Annotated in this window: 2 protein-coding genes; both read left to right on the forward strand. The window is 78.3% G+C overall.

The window, feature by feature from the left end; all coding sequences use genetic code 11:
* Window positions 1-698, forward strand: a 698-nt coding sequence (locus DQW06_RS23715) for a CdaR family transcriptional regulator (protein ID WP_198662531.1), incomplete at its 5' end; no start/stop codon positions are given.
* A 158-nt stretch (window positions 699-856) separates the two neighbouring features.
* A partial coding sequence (locus DQW06_RS23720) for a DNA helicase (RefSeq protein ID WP_117199340.1) occupies window positions 857-3,090 on the forward strand: 2,234 nt, incomplete at its 3' end.

Consider the following 3,090-nt stretch of genomic DNA (forward strand, 5'->3'; position numbering starts at 1 on the left):
TGTCGCTGCTCTCCCTCGAACTGGAGCGCACCGCGCACGACGCCACGGCCCGGGTGCGCGAGGGGGTGCTCGTGGCGCTGCTCACCGGGGCGCTGGACCCCCTGCACCCGGGGGCGGAGCGGCTGCGCGGGGTCCTTCCCGCCGAACCCGTCCTCGTGGCGGCCGCCGACGGGGTCGGGCCCGCACAGCCGCCCGAGGGCGTCCTGGTCACCGAGCACGACGGCCGCGTCCTGCTGCTGGCCCCCGCCGACACCGGAACGGGAGTGCTCGCCGAGGTCCTGGAGGGGCCGGTCGGGGTGAGCGACCCCTCCCCCTACGCGGAACTGTCCGCGGCGCTGTCCCAGGCCGAACGCGCGCTGGCCGCCGCGCGCGACGCGGGCGGGGGCCTGCTCCGCGTCGGCGACCTGCCCGGCGGACTGCTCGGGCTGGCCGACACCCCCGCCGGCGCCCGCATGGCCGGGGACCTGCTCGCCCCGCTGCTGCGCCAGCGCACCTCGGCCGAACTGCTGGCCTCGCTGCGCGCCTACCTCGCGGCCTCGGGCCGGTGGGACGCGGCGTCGGAGGCACTGGGGATCCACCGGCACACGCTGCGCTACCGCATGCGGCGCATCCGCGACCTGCTGCCCGGCGACCTGGACGATCCCGACTACCGCACCGAGCTGTGGATCGCCCTGCGCGTCCACGGCAGCGCGGGCTGACCGCCCTCCGGGCCCCGGGCGCCGTCACCCGGAGTCGTCACCCCGAGTGAAAGTGGTGACGGGTTCCGGTGTTCGCGGGGTCCGGGACCGGTCCATCCACCACAATGGCTTGCTGTCGGTGGGTGGTCGGCCGATGACACAGCCGTGTGGGGGAGACGTTGAGGTCACTGCGGGACGACGAGGACGAGGTCGGGCACGCGGGCGTGCCGGGGGCGCCGCCGGGAGTCACCGGCCCCCTCCCCGGCGCGCTCGGCGGCCCGTCGGGAGTCGGCACGGCCTCGCTGCGCTGGAAGCCCCCGATCGACCGTTCCGAGGTGAGCTCCCTGCTGGCCTACCTGCGCGCCTGCATGCGCCGCGAGGCGGTGCACACCCACGTCGTCCCGGTCGGCGACCTGGGCTCCGACAGCTGCGCGTGCCTGCCCCCGGGCCCGGAGGTGCTCTTCAGCGGGGCCGGGGAGACGCTTGCGCTGCGCCCGGAGTCCGTCCGCGTCCTGCGCGCGGCCAACGACCTCGGCCAGTCCGCGCGCTACGGCTACCCGCTCGTGGTCCTGGGGGAGGGCGGGGACCGGGCGGCCCTGCCCCTGCTCACCGTCGACGTGCGCGTCGCGGACGAGACCGCGGACACCCCCGCCGGGGCCGGGGACACCCTGGTCCGCGCGGTCGGCCCGCCCGACGTCAACCCCGCGCTCCTGGAACGCCTCGGCCTCACCGACCCCGAGGACCTGTTCGAACTCCGGACCCGGCTGCGCTCCGGGGCGCCCGACCCCCTGCGGCGCCCCGCGGCCGTCGCCGACCTCGCCGCCAGGATCCGCCTCCTGCTCGCCGGCCTGGAGATCGAGCGGGTGGACGACATCGCGCCCCTGGGCACCCGCGGCGCCCCGCGCACCTGGATGGACGGCGCCCACAACGTCGCCGTGCTCTTCCGGGCCGGGCCCGGGGGACGCCACGACGCCGACGAGCGCGAACCCGTCGGCGTCGAGGGCGTCCTGGCCGACCTCGACCCCTCCGGCCGCGACGGCCTCGACCCCGAGGACGTCAGCGGGACCGCCCTGGAGGCCCTGCTCGGACAGCCCTCCCGAACGGCCGCGGCCTCCGGCCCGGCGGCGTCCGGACGGCTCTTCCGCTGCTCCCGCGCCGCGAACCGCCGCGGTTGCGCCGACCCCGGCGGGGACACCGCCGAGCCCCCCGTCCCGATCTCGGCGACCGCCCTCGACCAGTCCCAGTACGCGGTCCTGTGCGCGGCCATGCGCGAGCAGCTCACCGTGGCCGCGGCCCCGCCCGGGAGCGGGGTGCACGACCTGGTCGACGCCCTCGTGCGCACCGCCGTCAGCAACGGCCAGCGCGTCCTGGTGTGCGGTCGCACCGAGGCCGACGTCGCCGCGGTGCGCCTGCGCGCGGACGCCTCCCCCGGGCACCCCGTCGTGCGCGTGGGCGGGGAGGGACGGCGCACGGCCGAGGCCGTGCTGCTCACCCGGCTCCTCACCGAGCACTCCCGGAGCCTGCCCGCGGCCCCCGCCGGTTCCGGCGGGGAGGACCCCACCGTCCACTGGGCGGACCTGGCCGCGGACTGGACGGCGGTCCGCGAGGCGTGGCGGGCCATGGACACCATGGCCTCCGGCGGCCACGCGCTCGCCCGCCTGGCCGAGGAACGCGGCCGGGTCGTCGCCCAGGGGTGGGACCCCGACTCCCTCTTCACCCCGGAGCGGGGCGGCCCCGAGTACTGGCTGCACCGGGCCGAGCGCGCGGCGGCCGGGGGCCTGGCCGGGCTGGCGCACCGGGGCGCCGTCCGCCGCGAACTGGGCGTGGACACCGACCCCGACAGCCTCGCCCGCCTGCGCGCGGTCGCCCGTCTGGAGGGCGAGTGGCGCGCGGCCGTGGACCGGCGGATCCGCTGCGCGCCGCTGAACGCGCTCACCGCCGACCTGGCCGACGCCCTCGCCCGGCACCGCAGGTCCAGCTCCGCCTGCCTGCGCGCGGTCGGCGACCCCCGGCTGTGGCGGGGACGCGCCGCCATCGAGCACCGCCTGGAGAGCCTCAACTGGCACCGCGGCCACGGCTGGCCGGGCCCGGGCGCGCTGTTCGACACCCTGCCCGCGTGGGTGTGCCGCACCGACCAGGTCCGGGCGCTGCAACCCCGGGCGGGCCTGTTCGACCTGGCCGTCGTGGTCGGGGCCGAGCGCACCCGGCTGGCCGAACTGCTGCCGGTGCTCTACCGCGCCAACCGCGCCGTGGTGTTCGGCGACCCCGCGCACCCGGGACCGGTGAGCGTGCTGGAACCGGACGAGGAGCGCCGCGCGCTGGCCGCCGCGGGTCTGGTCGCGGGCCAGTTGGACGACCGGGGCCTGCGCTACGGCGGCGGTTCGGCGATGCGCGCCCTGTACCGGGCGGCGCC

The organism is Nocardiopsis sp. TNDT3 (assembly GCF_003427465.1).
Classification (GTDB): domain Bacteria; phylum Actinomycetota; class Actinomycetes; order Streptosporangiales; family Streptosporangiaceae; genus Nocardiopsis; species Nocardiopsis dassonvillei.